Annotated in this window: 21 protein-coding genes; 11 read left to right on the top strand and 10 right to left on the bottom strand. The window is 70.5% G+C overall.

What is annotated here, in order from left to right; translation table 11 throughout:
* Position 1: 1 nt before the first annotated feature.
* Complete coding sequence (locus tag ACCP09_RS10740) at positions 2–646, top strand: alpha/beta hydrolase (RefSeq protein WP_433745435.1); 645 nt, start codon at positions 2–4, stop codon at positions 644–646.
* 537 nt (positions 647–1,183) lie between these two features.
* Complete coding sequence (locus ACCP09_RS10735) at positions 1,184–1,606, top strand: FxsA family protein (RefSeq protein WP_017985824.1); 423 nt, start codon at positions 1,184–1,186, stop codon at positions 1,604–1,606.
* Here ACCP09_RS10735 and ACCP09_RS10730 read toward each other — a convergent pair.
* Positions 1,603–2,163: an SCP2 sterol-binding domain-containing protein gene (locus ACCP09_RS10730; protein WP_400982493.1), complete on the bottom strand. Its 561-nt coding sequence runs from the start codon at positions 2,161–2,163 to the stop codon at positions 1,603–1,605. The genes ACCP09_RS10735 and ACCP09_RS10730 overlap by 4 nt on opposite strands.
* A 46-nt stretch (positions 2,164–2,209) precedes the next feature.
* Between ACCP09_RS10730 and ACCP09_RS10725 the strand changes: the two genes are divergently transcribed.
* Positions 2,210–2,875, top strand: a complete 666-nt coding sequence (locus ACCP09_RS10725) for a TetR/AcrR family transcriptional regulator (RefSeq protein ID WP_017985826.1) — start codon at positions 2,210–2,212, stop codon at positions 2,873–2,875.
* On the opposite strand, the gene ACCP09_RS10720 is transcribed toward ACCP09_RS10725, so the two are convergent.
* The gene (locus ACCP09_RS10720) at positions 2,841–3,746 is read right to left on the bottom strand and encodes a MaoC family dehydratase (RefSeq protein WP_123687166.1); all 906 of its coding nucleotides are present in this window, start codon (positions 3,744–3,746) and stop codon (positions 2,841–2,843) included. The genes ACCP09_RS10725 and ACCP09_RS10720 overlap by 35 nt on opposite strands.
* The gene (locus ACCP09_RS10715) at positions 3,746–5,092 is read right to left on the bottom strand and encodes a 3-oxoacyl-ACP reductase (protein ID WP_020422247.1); all 1,347 of its coding nucleotides are present in this window, start codon (positions 5,090–5,092) and stop codon (positions 3,746–3,748) included. Before ACCP09_RS10715 ends, ACCP09_RS10720 begins: the two co-directional genes overlap by 1 nt.
* 82 nt (positions 5,093–5,174) lie before the next feature.
* Between ACCP09_RS10715 and ACCP09_RS10710 the strand changes: the two genes are divergently transcribed.
* Positions 5,175–6,446: an acetyl-CoA C-acetyltransferase gene (locus ACCP09_RS10710; RefSeq protein WP_433745428.1), complete on the top strand. Its 1,272-nt coding sequence runs from the start codon at positions 5,175–5,177 to the stop codon at positions 6,444–6,446.
* Here the strand turns inward: ACCP09_RS10710 and ACCP09_RS10705 are convergent.
* Entirely contained in the window at positions 6,424–6,861 is a 438-nt protein-coding gene (locus ACCP09_RS10705) for an ester cyclase (protein ID WP_027933275.1), read from the bottom strand. The two genes, ACCP09_RS10710 and ACCP09_RS10705, sit on opposite strands and share 23 nt — an antisense overlap.
* An 87-nt stretch (positions 6,862–6,948) precedes the next feature.
* Between ACCP09_RS10705 and ACCP09_RS10700 the strand changes: the two genes are divergently transcribed.
* The gene (locus ACCP09_RS10700; RefSeq protein WP_433745424.1) at positions 6,949–7,962 is read left to right on the top strand and encodes a helix-turn-helix transcriptional regulator; all 1,014 of its coding nucleotides are present in this window, start codon (positions 6,949–6,951) and stop codon (positions 7,960–7,962) included.
* Here the strand turns inward: ACCP09_RS10700 and ACCP09_RS10695 are convergent.
* Entirely contained in the window at positions 7,959–8,489 is a 531-nt protein-coding gene (locus ACCP09_RS10695; protein WP_037322764.1) for a DoxX family protein, read from the bottom strand. The genes ACCP09_RS10700 and ACCP09_RS10695 overlap by 4 nt on opposite strands.
* A gap of 207 nt (positions 8,490–8,696) precedes the next feature.
* Here ACCP09_RS10695 and ACCP09_RS10690 point away from each other — a divergent pair, with 207 nt between their 5' ends.
* From ACCP09_RS10690 to ACCP09_RS10675, 4 genes are all read left to right on the top strand, one after another.
* Positions 8,697–9,893 (top strand): ATP-binding protein, encoded by a 1,197-nt coding sequence (locus ACCP09_RS10690; RefSeq protein WP_027933273.1) that lies wholly within the window; start codon positions 8,697–8,699, stop codon positions 9,891–9,893.
* Between the two features lie 221 nt (positions 9,894–10,114).
* Positions 10,115–10,264, top strand: a complete 150-nt coding sequence (locus tag ACCP09_RS10685; protein WP_017985832.1) for a hypothetical protein — start codon at positions 10,115–10,117, stop codon at positions 10,262–10,264.
* 209 nt (positions 10,265–10,473) lie between these two features.
* The gene (locus tag ACCP09_RS10680) at positions 10,474–11,403 is read left to right on the top strand and encodes a bifunctional helix-turn-helix transcriptional regulator/GNAT family N-acetyltransferase (RefSeq protein WP_433745420.1); all 930 of its coding nucleotides are present in this window, start codon (positions 10,474–10,476) and stop codon (positions 11,401–11,403) included.
* Between the two features lie 4 nt (positions 11,404–11,407).
* Positions 11,408–11,716 (top strand): hypothetical protein, encoded by a 309-nt coding sequence (locus ACCP09_RS10675; protein WP_017985834.1) that lies wholly within the window; start codon positions 11,408–11,410, stop codon positions 11,714–11,716.
* On the opposite strand, the gene ACCP09_RS10670 is transcribed toward ACCP09_RS10675, so the two are convergent.
* From ACCP09_RS10670 to ACCP09_RS10660, 3 genes are read right to left on the bottom strand one after another with little or no spacing between them, the layout of a single operon-like run.
* Entirely contained in the window at positions 11,704–12,273 is a 570-nt protein-coding gene (locus tag ACCP09_RS10670) for a peroxidase-related enzyme (RefSeq protein WP_020422258.1), read from the bottom strand. The genes ACCP09_RS10675 and ACCP09_RS10670 overlap by 13 nt on opposite strands.
* A gap of 10 nt (positions 12,274–12,283) precedes the next feature.
* Positions 12,284–13,963, bottom strand: coding sequence for a monocarboxylate uptake permease MctP (gene mctP / locus ACCP09_RS10665; RefSeq protein ID WP_027933271.1), 1,680 nt, complete (start codon positions 13,961–13,963; stop codon positions 12,284–12,286).
* Positions 13,963–14,238: a DUF3311 domain-containing protein gene (locus ACCP09_RS10660; RefSeq protein WP_017985837.1), complete on the bottom strand. Its 276-nt coding sequence runs from the start codon at positions 14,236–14,238 to the stop codon at positions 13,963–13,965. The genes mctP and ACCP09_RS10660 overlap by 1 nt, the downstream gene beginning before the upstream one ends.
* Before the next feature lie 191 nt (positions 14,239–14,429).
* Between ACCP09_RS10660 and ACCP09_RS10655 the strand changes: the two genes are divergently transcribed.
* Positions 14,430–16,022 carry an alpha/beta hydrolase gene (locus ACCP09_RS10655; protein WP_027933270.1) on the top strand — a complete coding sequence of 531 codons (1,593 nt, stop codon included), beginning with the start codon at positions 14,430–14,432 and terminating at the stop codon, positions 16,020–16,022.
* Here ACCP09_RS10655 and ACCP09_RS10650 read toward each other — a convergent pair.
* The gene (locus ACCP09_RS10650; protein ID WP_020422262.1) at positions 16,019–16,165 is read right to left on the bottom strand and encodes a hypothetical protein; all 147 of its coding nucleotides are present in this window, start codon (positions 16,163–16,165) and stop codon (positions 16,019–16,021) included. The two genes, ACCP09_RS10655 and ACCP09_RS10650, sit on opposite strands and share 4 nt — an antisense overlap.
* A 156-nt stretch (positions 16,166–16,321) precedes the next feature.
* Here ACCP09_RS10650 and ACCP09_RS10645 point away from each other — a divergent pair, with 156 nt between their 5' ends.
* A complete protein-coding gene (locus ACCP09_RS10645) occupies positions 16,322–16,576 on the top strand; it encodes a helix-turn-helix domain-containing protein (protein ID WP_020422263.1) in 255 nt (84 codons plus the stop codon).
* Positions 16,577–16,855: 279 nt separating this feature from the next.
* Here ACCP09_RS10645 and ACCP09_RS10640 read toward each other — a convergent pair whose 3' ends face one another.
* The gene (locus ACCP09_RS10640; protein WP_433745412.1) at positions 16,856–17,719 is read right to left on the bottom strand and encodes an LLM class F420-dependent oxidoreductase; all 864 of its coding nucleotides are present in this window, start codon (positions 17,717–17,719) and stop codon (positions 16,856–16,858) included.
* Between the last annotated feature and the right edge of the window lie 31 nt (positions 17,720–17,750).

The following is a 17,750-nucleotide window of genomic DNA, read 5'->3' as shown; positions in this document are numbered from 1 at the left end:
CATGCGGGTGGTGTTCGTGCACGGGGCCCTGGTCGGTGACGCCGCGTGGTGGTGGAGCCGGATGACGCCGCTGCTGCCGGAGAGCGTGGCGGTGGAGCTGCCCAGCTGCGGTGGCGGGGGTGACCTGTACACGGACGTCGCGGCGGTGCGGGCGGCGCTGGACGACGGCCCCGCGGTGCTGTGCGGGCACTCCTACGGCGGAGTGGTGATGACCGAGGCCGCGGCGGATCACCGGGCGGCGCGGCACCTGGTCTACGTCGACTCGTACCTGCCCGACGTGGGCGAGTCCCTGGCCGACGTGACCGGCGGCGTGGCGCCGGTGGAGCCCGCCGGGGAGGGACTGGTGTCGCTGCGCCCCTCGCTCGCGCCGCGCTACGTGCACGACTGCGACCCAGAGGTTGCGGCCGGCGCCATGACGCGACTGGTCCCGCAGACCGCGGCGGCGTTCACCCAGCCGGTGCGGGCCGCCGCGTGGCGCTCGCTGCCCTCGACGTACGTGGTGTGCGTCGACGACCCGGCCACGCCGCCGGAGGTGCAGCGCGAGCAGGCGAAACGGGCGGGCACGGTGGTCGAGATGGCGTGCGGGCACCACCCGTTCCTGACGCGGCCGGCGGAACTGGCGGCCGTGCTGCGACAGGTCGGCTAGCGGCCCGGGCGCCATGCGGCGCGTCGTGGTGCTCGGCTGCGGTGGGGCGGGCAAGTCGACCTTCTCCCGGCGGCTGGGCGCGCTGCTCGAGCTCCCGGTCACCCACCTCGACCACGTCTACTGGCAGCCGGGCTGGGTGCCGCTGCCCGCCGGGGAGTTCGCCGCGCGGCAGCGGGTCCTGGTCGCCGGCGAGCGGTGGCTCCTCGACGGGAACTACGGCGGCACGCTGGAGATCCGGCTCGCCGCCGCCGACACCGTGATCCTTCTCGACCCGCCGCGGAGGGTCTGCCTGCGCCGGGCCGTCCTGCGTGTCCTGCGGGGCTGGGGGCGGGACGGGCAGGCGCCGGGCTGCCCGGAACGTCTGTCCCTCGAGTTCCTGGCCTGGATCTGGGCCTTCCGCCGCCGCTCGCGGCCCCGGGCCCTTCGCGCGATCGCCGAGCACGGCCGCGGCGCCCGGCAGTACCTGCTGACCACCCCGCGCGAGGCCGGGCTGTTCCTCCCCGGGAGAAATCCGCCCGTGCCGCGCGTTGGACGGGTATGGCTGTCGTGTTGCTGCTCTACATCGTCGCCGAGGTGGCTGCCGTTTGGGCGGTCAGCTCCCTCATCGGCTTCCTCGGCACGCTCGGGCTGCTCGTCGTCGGGGCGTTCCTCGGCTCCTGGCTCGCCCGGCGGGAAGGGGCGCGCGCCGCTCAGGCGTTCCTCGCCACCGCCCGTGCCGGCCGGTCGCCGCACGCGGAGATCACCGACGGCATGCTCGTCGCGTTCGGCGGGTTGCTCATCATGATCCCGGGCTTCCTCTCCGACCTCGCCGGGCTGGCGCTGCTGCTGCCGCCCACCCGCGGCATCGTCCGCCGGGCCTGGCTCAAGCGCGCCGAACGCCGCATGCCGAACCGGCTCATCGTCGTCGACAGCGAGGTGGTCGACAAGGAGACCACCAACCGCCCGATCATCGAAGGTTAGGCCGGCTTGGGAATATCGAAGTAGCCCGACAGCCGCACCGCGGGCGCGTACTCGCCCTTCACCTTGACCTTCCCGGTCACGAACATCGCCGCCACCGCGGCGTTGCCCGTCGCCACGCGGAAGAAGTCGTCCGGCGCGATCGTGATCGTCGTGTCCGGCTCGCGCCCCAGGTCCTTCCCCGAGTGGCACCGGCCGTCCTCGATGACCGTCTGGAACCGGTCGTACCCGCCGATCCCCGAACCGCCCGGGAACCGCCAGCACACCACGACGCTCGAATACCGCGCCTTCTCCGCCAGGAAGTGGTCCGACATCCGGCGGAAGATCTCCTCCAGGAACACCATCCGCAGCTCGGGGTGCTCGCCGATCGCCCTGAGCTGCTCCTTCGACGCGCGCCGCACGACGTCGGCGAGCGTTTCCGTGGACAGCCCGCTCAGGTGCACGCCGGTCCCGGCCGACCCCAGCATGTGCAGAGTTTCGAGCAGCTGGATGAACTGCTCCGCGGACAGCCTGCTCAGATCGATCTGGCGGGCGAACGCGTCGACCACTGTGCCGGACACAGGCGGAGATTCTACCGGCGGAGAGGTGAGGAGGTAGCGTTTCGGCGTGAAGGAGGTCGGCGTGACGGAAGACGTGAAGACCCCGCGCTCGCGGCGGTTGCCCAGAGCCGTGCGAGAACGGCAGATCCTGGACGCCGCCGTGGAGGTGTTCTCCCGGCACGGCTACCACTCCGCGTCGATGGACGAGATCTCCGAGGTCGCCGGCGTCTCCAAGCCGATGATCTACTCCTACCTGGGCGCCAAGGAGGACCTGTTCGCCAAGTGCATCCGCCGCGAGGCAGGCCGCCTGCTGGAGGCGGTCCGCGACGGACTGCGCTCGGAACTGCCGCCGGACATGCAGCTGTGGCACGGGCTGCGGTCGTTCTACCGCTTCGTCGCCGAGTACCGGGACTCCTGGACGGTCCTGCACCGCCAGGCGCTGACCGTCGGCGGCCGGTTCGCCGACGAGATCACCATGCTCCGCTCGCGCGCCATCGAGGTGGTCACCGCGCTCGTGGTCACCGCGGGCATGAAGAAAGGCCTGGGGGACCGGGCCGAGTTCTCCGGCCCGGCCCTCGCCGTGGCGCTCGTCGGAGCCGCCGAATCGCTGGCCGACTGGTGGCTCGATCACTCCGAGGTGTCGGACGGCGTGCTCGCGTCGTGGCTGATGAACCTCGTGTGGCTGGGGTTCAACGACCTCATCGAGGGTTCGGTGTGGCGTCCGGAGGAGTGATCGTCCCCTCCAGATGCGGCTTCGGCTTCTTCGCCGCCCACAGCTCGAATGCCCACCCGCCACCCGACCACCGCCCCTCATCGAGGCGCTTCGCGCCGCGGTAACACCCGCCACCAGTCTGCCACGACGTGAACGCGACCTTCGCCGGCAGCAGCACGGGCAGCTTGAACCTCACGTCCACCGTGTAAGCGTCCGGCAGCCTGCCCTCGAACGCGGCGAGAACCCGCGCCTTCGTCCACATGCCGTGCGCGATCGCCGACGGGAACCCGAACAGCTTCGCGGTCAGCGGGTGCAGGTGGATCGGGTTGCGGTCACCGGACACCTCGGCGTAGCGGCGGCCGATGTCGGCGGGCACGCGCCAGATCGCCTTGGGTGCGGGCGCCGCGAGCTGCTCGCGCTTCCCGCCACCCTCGCCGCCGCCGCGCCGCAGGTACGTGCTCACCTCTGTCCAAATCGGACCGTCGGCGGTGGTGTACTCGCTGATCACGTCGAACTGGCGGCCCTTTTCGTGCGGCCGCAGGTTCTCCGCCCGCACCCGCACCGTGCCGGTGTCGGTCAGCCGCACCGGTCGGCGCTGCGTGATGCGGTTGGCGACGTGCACCATGCCCAGCAGCGGGAACGGGAAGTCCGGCTGGGTCATCAGCGCCATCTGCAGCGGGAACGCGAGCATGTGCGGGTAGGTCACCGGCAGCTCGTCGCCCAGCCGGAACCCGCAGACCTGGTTGTAGGCCGCCACGTGCGCCGGGTCGAACTCGACGCCCGCGCGCACGTACTCGGTGTCCGGCAGGCCGCCGCCACCGCTGTGCGGCAGCAACGCCTTGGCGTACAACGGCGCCAGCTTCGGCGCCTCACGCAGTTCCTTGATCGTCATCACGCCCCCAGCAGAGCCTGGCCGCAGACGCGGACCACGTTGCCGTTGACCGCGGCCGACGCCGGGTTGGCGTACCAGGCGATCGTCTCGGCGACGTCGACCGGCAGCCCGCCCTGGCCGAGGCTGGACAGCCGCCGCCCGGCCTCGCGGATGAACAGCGGGACCGCCGCGGTCATCTTCGTCTCGATGAACCCGGGCGCGACGGCGTTGATGGTGGCGCCGTACTCGGCGAGCTTCGGCGCGCCGTCCTGCACCATGCCGATCACGCCGGCCTTGCTGGTGCCGTAGTTGGTCTGGCCCACGTTCCCCGCGATGCCCGCGATCGACGAAACGCCGATGATGCGGCCGTTCTCGCGGAGCACCTTCTCGCTCAGCAGCTTGTCGTTGACCGCCAGCTGCGCGGCCAGGTTCACGGTGATCACCGCGTCCCAGGCGCCCTCGGTGAGGTTGCCGAGCGTCTTGTCGCGCGTGATGCCCGCGTTGTGCACGACGATGTCGACCCCGCCGTGCCGCTCCTTCAGGTAGGCGGCCAGCTTGTCCGGCGCGTCCGCCGCGGTGATGTCCATCTGCAGCGCGGAACCGCCGACCTTGTTGGCGACCTCGGACAGCTCGCCGCCCTGCGCCGGGATGTCCAGGCCGACCACGTGCGCGCCGTCGCGGGCGAGCACCTCGGCGATCGCCGCGCCGATGCCCCGGGACGCGCCGGTGACCAGGGCGACCTTGCCGTCGAGCGGCTTCTCCCAGTTCTCGATCGCGGGCACCGACGGCGTGCCGGTGGCGCCGACGCGGATCACCTGGGCGTCCACGAACGCCGACTTGGCCGACAGCACGAACCGCAGCGTCGACTCGGCGGCCTCCTCCGCGCCGGGCGCGACGTACACGAGCTGGGCGGTCGCGCCGCGCTTGAGCTCCTTGCCGACCGAGCGGACGAACCCTTCGAGCGCGCGCTGGGCGATCCGCTCCCGGCCGTCGGCCAGCTCGGGCGGTGTGCCGAGCACGACGACCCGGCCGCAGTAGCCGATCTTGCGGATCACCGGATGGAAGAACAGGTACACCTCACGCAGCTGCGCCGGGTCGGTGATGCCGGTGGCGTCGAACACCAGGCCGCCGTAGCGCTGGTCGCCGCCCGCGGGCTCGGTCAGCACCGTGATACCGGCCGCCGCGAGCTGGTTCTGCACGGTCTTTTCGAGCCGTCCGCCGGGCGCGGCGCCGAAAAGTGCGGGACCATCGAGGGCGGGCTGGCCGGGGCGGTAGCGGCGCAGCACCGGCGGGTTGGGCAGCCCGAGCTTGGGCACCAGGAACTTCCCGATCGGCGTCTTGGTGAACTGCTGATACCGGTCGGCCATGACGTGCCTCCTTACCGAGCTTACCTACTCACGAGTAGGTTACACTGTCATCCGAGGCTCACCACCGCAGTGGGAGGAATTGATGGACGTTCGTCGCGTCGCCATCGTCGGCGGCAACCGCATCCCGTTCGCGCGGTCGAACGGCCGCTACGCCAACGCGTCCAACCAGGACATGCTCACCGCCGCCCTGGACGGCCTGGTGAGCCGCTTCGCGCTGCAGGGCGAGCGCATCGGTGAGGTCGCCGCGGGCGCCGTGCTCAAGCACGCGCGCGACTTCAACCTGGCCCGGGAGAGCGTGCTGGGCAGCAAGCTCTCGCCGGAGACCCCGGCCGCGGACGTCCAGATGGCGTGCGGCACCGGGCTGCAGGCGATCGTCAACGTCGCGAACAAGATCGCGCTCGGCCAGATCGACTCGGCGATCGCCGGCGGTGTGGACACCACCTCCGACGCCCCGCTCGCGGTGAACGACGACCTGCGCCGCATCCTGGTGCAGCTCAACTCCGCGAAGACGGTGGGCCAGCGGCTCAAGTTGCTGACCAAGCTGCGGCCCGGCCAGATCGTGCCGGAGATCCCGCGCAACGCCGAGCCGCGCACCGGGCTGTCGATGGGCGAGCACGCGTCGCTGACGGCCAAGGAGTGGGAGATCTCGCGCGAGGACCAGGACGTCCTCGCCGCGACCAGCCACCAGCGCCTCGCCGCGGCCTACGAGCGCGGGTTCTTCGACGACCTGGTGACGCCCTACCTCGGGCTGTCCCGCGACCAGAACCTGCGGCCGGACTCGACCGCGGAGAAGCTGGCCAAGCTCAAGCCGGTGTTCGGCGGCCCCGACGGGACGATGACCGCGGGCAACTCGACCCCGCTGACCGACGGCGCGTCGACGGTCCTGCTGGCCACCGAGGAGTGGGCCGCCGCGCGGAAGCTGCCGGTCCTGGCGTACCTGACGTTCTCGGAGACCGCGGCGGTGGACTATGTGCACGGCGGCGAGGGCCTGCTGATGGCCCCGGCGTACGCGGTGCCCCGGATGCTGGCGAAGGCCGGCCTGACGCTGCAGGACTTCGACTTCTACGAGATCCACGAGGCGTTCGCCTCCCAGGTGCTCGCGACGTTGAAGGCGTGGGAGAGCCCGGCGTTCGCCAAGGAGAAGCTCGGGCTGGACGCGCCGCTCGGGCCGATCGACCGGTCGAAGCTGAACGTGAACGGCTCGTCGCTGGCCGCGGGCCACCCCTTCGCGGCGACGGGCGGCCGCATCGTGGCGACGCTGGCGAAGCTGCTGCACGAGAAGGGCTCCGGGCGGGGCCTGATCTCGATCTGCGCCGCGGGCGGCCAGGGCATCACGGCGATCCTGGAGAAGTGAGCCCGAGCTGCTGGAGCAGGCCGAGCTGGTCGAGCCTGCCCCAGCGCTCGGTGATGCGATCGCCCTGCACACGGAAGACGTTGATGCCACGCAGGGAGATCGTGCGGCCGGTGCCCGGCACGCCCATCAGCTCGCCCTGGTGGGTGCCGCGGGCGGTGAACACCTCCACGACGATGTCGTCTTCGGCGACGAGCCGCTCGACGTCGCTGTGCCAGTCGGGCATCGCCAGGCGCATCATCGCTGCGGCCTGGCGCATGCCGTCGGGCCCGTCCGGGATGCCCGGGAACGGCGGGTCGTGGTTGACGAAGGCGGGGTCGAGGTAGCGGTCGACGGCGTCCAGGTCGCCCTTGGTGAACAGGTCCTGGATGAAGTCCTCGACGAGTTGCTTGTTGCTGCTGAGCTGGTCAATGGTCATGCGGTGATCCTGCGTCGGCGGGAACCCCGGGACCATCCCACGTGTCTGGGATTTTCGCGGGGCACAGCGGGGGCGCACACTGGGCCCATGCGGCGATCGGCCAGTGCGGTCCGCGCCGAGCACGACGTGATCCGCCTGTCGCACAGCGGCCTGGACACCACCGGCGTCCGGCGGGAGGTGCTGCGGGCCCTGCGCCGCGTGGTGCCCTCGGACGCGACGTTCTTCGCGACCGCCGATCCGGAGACGCTGCTGTTCACCGGCGCCTGGCCGGACCCGCCGCTGGACACCGCGACACCGTTGTTCCTGGACAACGAGTTCGGCGGCGGCGACGTGAACACCTTCGCCGGGCTGGTCACGTCCGGCAGGCCGGTCGCCACCCTGGACGGCGCCACCGGGCGGGACCGCTGGGCCAGCGAGCGCTACCGCGAGATCATGCGCCCGCTCGGGCTCGGTGACGAGATGCGCGCGGCGCTCGTGACCGGCCGCCGCTGCTGGGGCTACCTCTGCCTGCACCGCGAGGACGGTCTGCTCGGCTTCACCGCCACCGAGAAGACCGCGCTCGCCCGTCTCGCCCCTCATCTCGCGCACGCCATCCGCACCGCTGCTCTCGTGGACGGCCCGGCCGCCGCGGACCACCGGCCGGGAGTGGTGCTGCTGACCGACGACCTGCGGCTCGTCTCGCTGACCCCCGACGCCGAGCACCTGTTGTCCCTGCTCCCGCCTGGAGCTCCGCTGCCCCTGCCGGTGTACGCGGTCGCCGCCGCGCTGCGGTCCGGTAGCGCCTTGCCGAGTGCCCGGGTGCGTGGCGCCGACGGCTCGTGGCTCACGCTGCACGCCTCGCGGCTCACCGGCACCGGGCAGCTGGCCGTCGTGGTCGAACCGGCCGAGGCGCGCGCGGCGGCTCCGCTGGTGCTGGCCGCGCACGGGCTGACCACGCGCGAGGCCGACGTCGCCACGCTGGTCCTGCGTGGCCTGCCGACTCGCGCGATCAGCGACCAGCTGCACATCTCCGCGCACACCGTGCAAGACCACCTCAAGGCCGTGTTCGACAAGGTCGGCGTGCGCAGCCGCCGGGACCTGGTGATCCGCCTGCTCGGTTAGACCGGCAGGACGTCGCGGGCGGACGCGGCGGTGGACTGGATCTGCTTCGACGCCTTGTGCGCCTGCTTGCTCGCCTTCTCGGTCGCCTTGTGCGCCTGCTTGCTCGCCTTGTCGGCGGCGCGGCGGGCGCGCCAGCCCAGCGACGGCTTGCCCTCGGTGTCGGCGGCCGCGATCAGCAGACCACCGGCCAGGCCGGCGTTCTTGAGCAGGTGGATCAGCTGTTCCTGCTTCTGCTGCGGGTCCTTGGCCTCCCAGAACGGGTGACCGGCGACGGTCGTCGGCACCAGGCTGCCGACCAGCGCCAGCGCGGACAGGCGCGGGAACTTGCCGAACGCGAACAAGGTGCCTGCCGCGATCTTCACCCCCGCGTCGATCTTGACCAGGCTCACCGGGTCGGTCGGGAGCGCGTCGGGCAGCTTGTCCTGCTGCTCGCCGACCTTGTCGAGCACGGGTTTGGCCGCCTCGGCGTGCCCCTCGGCCTGCCTCAGGGCGTTGATGCCGCCGTAGATGAAGATGCTCGCCAGCATGGGGCGGGCCAGTCGACGCAAGATCACGATCCTCGCCTTCCTCGGATGCGACATGTCACGTCGAGGATCTACCCATTCCCGCGTCTGTTCATCCCTAACGTTTTCTAGTCCGCCAGCTAGATAGCCCTATAAACGGGTAGCGACACGCCGGTAGCGGAATCTCCCCAAATATCGGGGTCGCGCTAGACGCGCCGATACGTTGGCAGAGTGGACCCGATCCGCAACCCGTTCGCGCCGGGCGCGGGACAGCGGCCGCCGGAGCTGGCGGGCCGTGAACGCGAGCTGACCGCCTTCGAGGTGGTGCTGCAGCGGGTCGCCCGTGGCCGCCCGGAACGCAGTCTCGTGCTCACCGGCCTGCGGGGCGTCGGGAAGACCGTCCTGCTCGGCGAGCTGCGGTCGATGGCCGTGAAGCACAAGTGGGGCGCGGGCAAGATCGAGGCACGCCCGGACGCGGAGCTGCGGCGGCCGCTGTCGGCGGCGCTGCACCGCGCGATCCGCGACCTGGCGGTGCGGCACCGGGCGCCGGACCGGGTCGAAGAGGTTCTCGGCGTGCTGAAGGCGTTCGCGCTGCGGTCGAACAAGGCGGACGCGAAGCTGCGGGACCGGTGGCAGCCGGGCATCGACGTGCCGGCCGCGCAGGGCCGCGCCGATTCCGGGGACATCGAGATCGACCTGGTCGAGCTGTTCACCGACGTGGCCGAGCTGGCCGCGGACGTCGGCACCGGCGTGGCGCTGCTGATCGACGAGATCCAGGACCTGCAGGCGGACGACGTGTCGGCGCTGTGCGCGGCGTGCCACGAGCTGTCCCAGTCGGGCGCGCCGCTGGTCGTGGTCGGGGCCGGGCTGCCGCACGTGCCCGCGGTCTTGTCGGCGTCGAAGTCCTACTCGGAGCGGTTGTTCCGGTACGTGCGCATCGACCGGCTGAACCGGGAAGAGGCCGACCGGGCCGTGCTGGCGCCCATCGAGCGGGAGGACGCCGGCATCGAGCCCGAAGCGCTGGACGCGTTGTTCGACGCGTCTGGCGGCTACCCGTACTTCATCCAGGCCTACGCGAAAGCGGCGTGGGACGCGGCGCCGGACGACCCGATCACCGTGCAGGACGTGCAGGTCGCCGCGCCGGAGGCCGAGCAGGAACTGGCGGTCGGCTTCTTCGGCTCCCGCTACGAACGCGCGACGCCGGCGGAACGCGAGTACCTGCGGGCGATGGCGGAGCTGACCCAGGGCCGGGACGAGAGCGCCGGCACCTCGGATGTGGCGGTCTACCTGGGCCGCAAGCCCTCGTCACTGTCCCCTGCGCGGGATTCGCTGATGAAGAAGGGGCTGGTGTACTCCGCGGAGCGCGGGCACATCGCCTTCACCGTGCCGCACTTCGGGCACTACCTGCTCAGCCGCGCCGTCGACTGAAGCAGTTCCCGCTCCTCCTCGTGCTGCTGGGCGTCGAGTTCTGACAGTCTCTACCGCTTTCTAGTGATCAAGCTAGATTTATCGATCTTCCGCAAGATCCAGCTCTTGCCGATGATTCGTAGGCAAGTGCGCTAGCTCACCGGATAATCGTTGGCGACCTTGTGAAAAAAGGTGCATACTGGAAGCACAGCCACCGAGATGCACGAGGGATGCGAACACCGATGAGCAACATCGCCGCCAAGCTCCGAGCCCGCCGCGCCGAGGCGCGCACCCGCCGGGCGCTGAGCCGCGCGATCGACACCGCCGGCTCCGTGACGGTCCGCCAGGAGCTGATCGCCATCGCCCAGGCGCGTCAGTCCAACTTGCGCTGAAGCGTGAGCTAGGCCACAAATAGATCAGGTTGTAACGCCACCAGGGGAAGTGGCGATACCCCAGATGACCCCGTGATGCTGGCGGACCCCCGACCTGGCAGCATCACGGGGTTTTCCAATTCCTGGGCTCCCACCTCGAAAAAACCAGTTGCGGGCCACCTCCACCCGAGTACTGTTTGACTCAGTCAACGAGTTTCTTGAGGTGGTCAATGAACAGCCTGCCACTGCTCGACCGCATCACCCAGGTCCGCGCCTTCAACCGGCTCTACACCGGCCTCATCGGGGTCCTCGAAGAAGGCCTCGTCGGCAGCGACTACTCCCTCGGCGAGGCCCGCGTGCTCTACGAGCTCGCCCAGGAGGGCGTCACCGAGGTCGCCGAGCTGCGGCGCCGCCTCGACCTGGACGCCGGGTACGCCAGCCGCCTGCTCGGCCGACTGGAAAGCCGCGGCCTGCTGGTCCGCGAGCGCCACGAGACCGACGGCCGCCGCCAGCTCGTCCGGCTCACCGAGACCGGCCGCGCCGAGCAGCAGGTCCTCGAGGACCGCACCGTCGAACAGATCGGCCAGCTGCTCAGCCGCCTCACCGACGACGACCAGCACCGCCTGGTCACGTCGATGCGCACCATCCGCCACCTGGTCGGCGAACGCGAACCTGCCCCGGCGCTCGTGCTGCGCCCGCCCCGGCCCGGCGACTTCGGCTGGGTCGTGCAGCGCAACGGCGCGATCTACGCGCAGGAGTACGGCTGGGACGCCACCTACGAAGCCCTCGTCGCCCGGATCATCGCCGACTACGTCGACCACTACGACCCGGCGCGCGAGGCCGGGTGGATCGCCGAGCTGGGCGGGGAGCGCGTCGGCTCCGTGTTCTGCGTCCGCGGCTCGGACGACAAGACCGCGAAACTGCGCCTGCTGCTCGTCGAACCGCACGCCCGCGGGCGCGGCGTCGGCAAGCGCCTGGTGGACGAGTGCCTGGCCTTCGCGCGGGCGCACGGCTACACCGCGATGGAACTGTGGACCAACAGCGTCCTGGTCGCCGCGCGGCACATCTACCGGCGGGCGGGGTTCGAACTCGTCGACTCGCAACCCCACCACAGCTTCGGCCACGACCTCGTCGGCGAGACCTGGCGGCGGGAGTTGTGACCACGTGTTCGTCGTCTACTGCGAAACCTGCGACACCCGGACCCTGATGGGCATCGACGAGGTGGAGTGGGTGCACAACCTGACGCCCGGCGTCATCTCGGTGACCACCGCGTGCCCGCGCGGGCACCCGACCGTCGTCCTCACCGGCGACAAGTTCCGCCCGAAGGCCGACCCGCGCATCCCGGACCGCATCCCGCCGCTGTGGGTGCGCGCCTACCGGCACCCGGCGAAGTGGTGGGCCCGGCTGCTCGGTCGCCTGCTCCGCAAGTACGAGATCCAGCGCGACCTGCACGAATCGCTCTACCGCTTCTGATCGCGGCCCATCGCGTAGAACTCGGGGTTCGGCCGCAGCGCGGTCAGGTGCGCCAGCCGGTTGGACATCGCGAACAACGCGGTGATCGCGCCGACGTCCCAGATCTCGTCCTCGGTCAGCCCGGCCTTGCGGGCGGCCTCGATGTCGGCCTCCCCGAACAGTTCGGGCTTGCGGGCCAGCGCGAGCGCCAGGTCGACGATCGCGCGGCCCCGCTCGTCCAGCTCGACCTGCCACGGGTTGGTGGCGACCCGGTCGGCCAGCTGCGGGTCCTTCGCGCGGATCCGCAGGATCGCGCCGTGGGCGACCACGCAGTACGTGCAGTGGTTCGCCCCCGACGTCGCCACCACGACCAGCTCCCGCTCGGCCTTGCTCAGGCCGTCGGTGCGTTCCATGAGCGCGTCGTGGTAGTCGAGGAAGGCACGCAGTTCAGCCGGCCGGTGCCCCAGCGCCCGGAAGACGTTCGGCACGAACCCCGACTTCTCCGCGATCACGCCGATGCGCTCCCGCAGGTCCTCCGGCAGGTCTTCCAGCTCCGTGACACCGAACCGGCTGTCCACGTTCTTCCTCCTAGTGAGCTGCGCCGATGGGGCGCAGGTCCTTGTCGTGCTCGTCGGCGTGGTAGTCCGTGCCCTCGGTGTCGTCGGTGCCGTTGAAGATCTTCAGGCTCCGGGCGATCACCGTGACGATCACGGCCACCACGAGGTTCGCGATCAGCGCCACGAAACCCGGGTAGATCTGGACCATCGAGCCCGGGAACGGGTGCCAGCCGAAGATCGACAGGTCCTTCAGCGGCAGCGCGGAGCCACCGAAGTGGGCGCGCTTGGTGTTCGGGTTCGGGATGCTGTAGAGCATCGCGATGCCCCACGCCATGCCCACGGCCCACCCGGCGATCAGACCGATCCGGTGGAACCACCGCGTGTACAGCGCGATCGCCACCGCGGGCAGCGTCTGCAGGATCAGCACGCCACCGATGAGCTGCAGGTCGATCGAGAACTGCGGATCGATGAACAGGATGAACGCGACCGCGCCGAACTTCACGACCAGCGAAGCGATCTTGGCCTGCTTGGCCTCCTGCGACGGGGTGGCGTCCCGCTTCAGGTACTCCTTGTAGATGTTGCGCGTCCACAGGTTCGCCGCGGCGATCGACATGATCGCGGCAGGCACCAGCGCGCCGATGCCGATCGCGGCGAAGGCGATGCCCGCGAACCACGACGGGAACTGCGTGTCGAACAGCACCGGCACCACGGTGTTGGAGTCGGCGTTGCCGGTGGCCGCGTTGGTGATCGGCTTGACGCCCGCGGTCAGCGCGACGTAACCGAGCAACGCGAGCAGGCCCAGCAGCAGCGAGTACGCGGGAAGCGCGATCATGTTCCGCTTGATCACGTTGCGGCCGCGCGAGGCGAGCACACCCGTGAGCGAATGCGGGTACAGGAACAGCGCCAGCGCCGACCCCAGCGCCAGCGTGATGTACTGCAGCTGGTTGGTGCCGGTCAGCAGGATGGAACCCTTCGGCTTCCCGGTGTTCGGGTTCGGCTGCGACAGCGCCTGCGCGCTCGTGTCGAAGATGTGCGACCAGCCGCCGAGCTTGGACGGCAGGTAGAACACCGCGACCAGGATGACGATGTAGATCAGGCCGTCCTTGACGAACGCGATCAGCGCCGGCGCGCGCAGGCCCGACTGGTAGGTGTAGAGCGCGAGCACCAGGAACGCGATCAGCAGCGGCAGGTGACCGGCGATGCCGCCGCCGTTGAGACCCATCGTCCGCAGCACCGCTTCCAGGCCGACCAGCTGCAGCGCGATGTACGGCATGGTCGCGACGATGCCGGTGATCGCGATCAGGAGCGCCAGCGTCGGCGAGCCGTAGCGGCCGCGCACGAAGTCGGCCGGCGTCACGTAGCCGCGCGAGCGGGACACCGACCACATCCGCAGCGCGGGCAGGAAGACGATCGGGTACAGGATCACCGTGTAGGGCAGGGCGTAGAAGCCCAGCGCGCCGGCGCCGAACACCAGCGCGGGCACGGCGACGAACGTGTACGCGGTGTAGAGGTCACCGCCGACGAGGAACCAGGTGATCCACGAGCCGAACTTGCGGCCGCCGAGGCCCCACTCGTCGAGGTGGTCCAGCGAGGCCGCCGCGCGCCACCGGGACGCGACGAAGCCCATCACGCTGACCACCAGGAACAGCAGGATGAAAACGGTCAGTTCCACCCACTGCAGCCCGCTGCCGGGCGCCTGTGCCAGTGCCATCACTTCTCACCCTCGTCCAGCTCTTCGGCGGCGAGCCGGTCCGGCTTGCCCGTCACGACCGGCTTCCCCTTGGTCATCACGTAGACGACCGCCACGGACACGACACCGACGAACACGAAGAGGAACTGGTACCAGTAGAAGAACGGCAGTCCCAGCACCCGCGGCTTGTCGAAGTTGAACCACGGCGTGACGAGCATCAGCAGTGGTAACAGCAGGATCAGGTTCCACGGGCTGATCTGGAGCCCGGTGACCTTCCCGGCGGCTTTGCCAGACATGTGACCTCACTTGGACGGGACAGGGCGGCTTGACCTTAGATCCTGGGCCACTCGCCGTCACGCTCCGCCGAATATCGATTTGATCAGGGCGACACCCGACGAACGCAGGTTGCCCGGCCTCTGCGCTGCCGATATGAATAGGCCCGCCGCGGGGTACGCGCGCGGCTGCGGCTAGTGACGAAGGGGCGAGCATGACACGGACGCGCTGGGCGGTGGTGATCCCGGCTCTGGCCGGCACCCTGCTGGCGGCGGGCACACCAGCGATCGCGGCGCCGGCCGGGCCGGCACTGAACTCGACCGGCATCCCCGATCGCTACGCCCTCCAGACGTTGAACTGGCACACCTGCACGCCCGACGAGCTGTCGGGGCAGACCCCGCCCGCCGGCGCCGAGGGCATCGAGTGCGCCACCTACCTGTCGCCGCGGGACTGGTCCGCGCCGAACCAGGGCATCGACGTGACGATCGCGGTCAGCAGGCTCAAGGCGACCGGTGAGGCGACGGAGAGCACGTTCGTCAACCCGGGCGGGCCGGGCGCGCCCGGCCGGATGTTCCCGGCGCGGCTGCGCAACCAGACGCGGGTGCGCGAGCACCAGGACATCGTCGGGTTCGACCCGCGCGGCACCGGCAAGAGCACGAACATCACCTGCGGCGGCGCGATCGGCACCGGCAGCGACCTCGACCCGCGTGATCGCAGCCGGGAGAACCTGAAGCTGATCCTGGACGCCACCGAGTACGCGGCCGACTCGTGCCAGGTGAAGTCCGGCGACCTGGGGCCGTTCATCAACACCCGGCAGACGATCAACGACCTCGACCTGCTGCGCGTGCTGCTGAAGCGGCAGAAGATCAACTGGGTCGGCTACTCGGCGGGCACCTGGATGGGCGCGCACTACGCGCAGGCCTTCCCGGACCGCACCGGCAAGTTCGTGCTGGACTCGAACACCGAGTTCACCACGACCTGGCAGAAGTCGTTCGACTGGCAGCCGCTCGGCTTCGAGCGGCGCTGGCGGGAGGACTTCCTGCCGTGGATGGCGTCCTACGACAGCCTGTACCACTTCGGCACGACCGCCGAGATGGCCCGGCAGACGTACGAGCAGGTGCGCTACGCCCTGACGCAGAACCCGGTCGAGGTCGACGGGACCAAGCTGTCGGCCAACGCACTGGACTCGTTCATCGCCTCCGAGCTGTACAACAAGCGGTACTTCCCGGAACTCGCCGACTACCTGGTCAACGTGCGGAACCTGACGCAGGGCACCGCGTCGGCCCAGCAGCAGACCGCGTTGCTGGACCAGGTGAAGGCTGTGACCGACGCGGTCGGTCCGCAGCCGCTGGTGGTGCCCACCGACTACGACGACGCCTACGACGCGAGCTTCTGGACGATCCCGTGCAACGAGGGTCCGTGGTTCGGCAACCGGAACACGGCGGTGCGGCAGTCGGCGCAGCTGGGGCCGCAGTACCCGCTGCTGGGCTGGGGATGGCTGATCCAGCCGTGCATCTTCTGGAACAACAAGCCGGAGCCGCTGCCGGTCCTGGACGGCCGGGGCGTCCCGCCGGTGCTGATGGTGCAGTCGACGCACGACCCGGCGACGCCGATCGAGGGCGCCGAGCGCGCGCACCGCGCGTTCAAGGGCTCGCGGATGATCACCGTGACCGGCGAGGGTGACCACGGGATCTACGCCGGGGGCAACGCGGCGGTGGACAAGGTTGTGGAGGACTTCCTCGTGGACGGGGTGGTGCCGCGGGACCAGACGCTGCCTGGTATGCCGCTGCCCGACCCGACCGCCTAGTTCTCGGTCTTCAGGACCCCGCCGGGCTCGTTCTCGGCGGGGTTCTTCAGTTCTTCCTTCAGCTCGCGGAACCGGCCCGTGCAGGTGCACAGCACCAGGTAAACGAGGGTCAACACGAACATCAGCCCGCCGGCCAGCAACATGGCGGCCTCCTCTCCGACTGGTAATCAGTGAGACGTGCGACACAGCAGGAGAGTTGCCGTTCCGGCGGTTTTCACGCCCCTTTTCTTCTGGTAGTCCCCAGCCTGTGCACAGAGTTGTCCACAGGCTGGGGACAGGTGGGCGGATAGACTGTGGACATGGTGCGAGTCCCGCTGACCGAAGCCGAACGCGAACGCGGCGAGCGTCTCGGTGCCGCACTGCGAGCCGCGCGGGGTTCCCGCAGCATGGCCGAGGTGGCGCTGGAGGCGGGCGTCTCGGTCGAGACGCTGCGGAAGATCGAGACCGGCCGCATCCCGACGCCGGCGTTCTTCACGGTGGTCGCGCTCGCGGACGCGGTCGGGCTGCCACTGGACGCCCTGCGCGACGCGATCACCGGCGTGCCGACCGGCTGACAGCGAACTCGCGCCGCCGAGCGGGGACTCGCGCCGCCGAACGGGGAATCGCCCGCCCGGCGCCAGCGTGGAGCTCGCGGCCGATCGGGGCACTCGCGGCGCCGAGCGCGGACTCGCGGCATTGAGCGGGGGACCGCCCACCCGACGCTGAACTGGCAGCGTTGAGCCGGACCCATCCCACCGCGGGGCTCGCCCGCCGACACGGGGAACTCGCAGCGCCGAATGCGGGACTCGCGGCGCCTAACGTGGGACTCGCGGCGCCGTACGTGGGGCTCGCGGTTACTTCAGTTGCTCCAGCACCGGGGCGAACGCGTCCAGGCTGCGTTCCAGCACCGACACGTACGTGATCCCGAACTTCTCCCGCATACGCTCGATCTGGGCGACGATCTCCGACACCGAACCGACCAGCAGCGTCGGCAGCTCACCGATCGCGTCGACGCTCATGTCCGGCGCGAACCGCTGCAGGTCGGTCAGCGCGGCGCGGCGGTCGTCGGTCACCACGACCATCTGCACCAGCACGTTGATCTCCGCCGCGCGGCCGCCGAGCCCCGACCGCACGAACGACACCCGCTCCGCGAACGCGTCCGCGCCGGCCAGGCCGACCAGCCCGCCGCCCTTCGCCGTCGGCGCGCCGGTCAGCGCGATCGTGTCCGCGTGCTCGGCGGCCAGCGTCAGCATCCGGTCGCCCCAGCCGCCCAGCATCAGCGGCGGACCGCCGTCCTGCGCCGGCCGCGGCTGGTACTCGGGGTCGGCGAACAGCTTGCGCAGCTCCACCACCGTCCGCTCGACGTGGTCGACCCGGCGCCCCGGCCACGGCAGCCCGGCCGCCTCGAACTCCTCCCGCACGTACCCCGCGCCGAGACCCAGCTCCAGGCGGCCGCCACTGTACTGGTCGGTCGTCGCGACGTCCCGCGCAAGCACAGCCGGGTGGTAGAACGGCGCGTTGAGCACGAACGTGCCCAGCCGCACCCGTGAAGTGGCCTCCGCGGCGAGCACCAGCGCCGGGAACGGCGCCGGCATCCCCAGGTGGTCGGCCACGGTCACGACGTCGAACCCGAGGTCTTCGGCCCGCCGCACCTTGTCCACGAACTCCGCCCGCGATCCGGGCTCCACCATGTTCACACCGAAGCGCATCCCCAGCATGTTCCGACAAAAGCACGGGAGGCCACCCCCT

This window comes from Amycolatopsis sp. 3B14, assembly GCF_050958625.1.
GTDB classification, from domain to species: Bacteria; Actinomycetota; Actinomycetes; order Mycobacteriales; family Pseudonocardiaceae; genus Amycolatopsis_E; species Amycolatopsis_E thermoflava.
Note: the sequence above shows the minus strand (reverse complement) of the source record. Positions and strands in the feature narration are given on the sequence as shown.